This window comes from Cupriavidus sp. 8B (assembly GCF_054589115.1).
The window spans coordinates 1-1,314 of the sequence record NZ_BAAILO010000328.1; the positions used below are offsets into that span (position 1 = coordinate 1).

Here is a 1,314-nt window from a genome sequence, read left to right on the forward strand (position 1 = left end):
AAGGCCTCGCCGCGGGTCAGCATGAAGTACACCATGCGCGCGAGCTTGTGCGCGGTGGCGGTATTGGCGCGCGGCTTGTCCATGCGGGCGCACAGCCGGCGGTAGAAGGCGCCGAGCGCGGAGTCGCTATGCGACAGCGCCATCGCGGCCATCTTCAACGCCTGGCGCACCCGATTGGCGGAACGCTTGGTGCCTGAGGACAGCACCTTGCCGCCGCTGATCTTGGTGCCCGGACACAGCCCCAGCCAGGAACAGAAGTGCTTGACGCTGGCGAAGCGGCTCAGGTCCGGGCCAATCTCCGACAGCAGCTTCATCACCGCCGTCACCCCCAACCCGTTGATGCGCGTGAGGTCCACGCCGGCCCAGTTCGCCAACGCCTGGCGCACGTCGAACTCCATGCGGGACTTGGCGCCAGCCTTGGGCGCTTTACCCAGGTCGACGCAACGCGCGCTGCGTTCGGCCAGCAGCGCTCGCAACTTCGCCTCGCACGCGACCAGATGCCTGGCGATGTCGTCGTACATGGCCAGCGCCTGGCCCAGGACGAACAGGTGCTCCTCGCGCCAGTTGCCGGTCAGCGCCTTGGTGATCTCCTCGGCGCTGGCCTTGATGCGGCTGTGGCGATGCCGGGCCAATACCTTCGGGTCGCGCTCGCCGGCCACGATGGCGCGGATGATCGCCTGGCCGGTCTGCCCCATCACGTCGGTGAGCACCTCGGTGAGCTGGAGATTCATCTGCACCAGTGACTTCTGCATGCGCTGCACCCAGCTCGCCTGCTCGGTGATCAACACGTCGCGCTGACGGGCCACCGCCCGCACTACGCAGACTTCGCCGTCGGGGCGCCAGGCCGCGCGCAGCAGCCCCAGGCTCATGAGCTTCTGCAACCACTGGCAGTCCTGCACGTCGCTCTTGCGCCCGGGCACGTACTTCATCTGCCGTGCATCGACCAGCCAGACCTTCAGCCCGCGTTGCTCCAGCACCTCGTACACCGGGATCCAGTACACCCCGGTGGACTCCAACGCCACCGTGTCCACCCCGCAGCCCAGCAGCCAGTCGGCCAGGGCGTTGAGATCGTCGGTCATCGCCCCGACTTCGCGCACCGCGGCGCAGCCGGCTTGCTCGGCCAGATGCCGCGGCACCGCCACCCAGTGGCTCGACGCCCCGATATCGATCCCCGCCGCGTTCGGGAACACCTCGTCGTCTCGCTTGCGCATTGCCATGGCTTGCTCCATCCTCGTTGATGAACGGCAGCGCCATGGGAAGCGTCGAATTCGACTCGATCTCTCAAACGGGATGCGGCTCACGCCGCTCACCACT

1 protein-coding gene is annotated in these 1,314 nt (G+C 67.4%); it reads right to left on the reverse strand.

What is annotated here, in order from left to right; all coding sequences use genetic code 11:
• Window positions 1–1,217: IS110 family RNA-guided transposase (locus ACYP5B_RS32880; RefSeq protein WP_459572414.1), on the reverse strand; the 1,217-nt coding region annotated here is incomplete at its 3' end.
• Window positions 1,218–1,314: the final 97 nt, after the last annotated feature.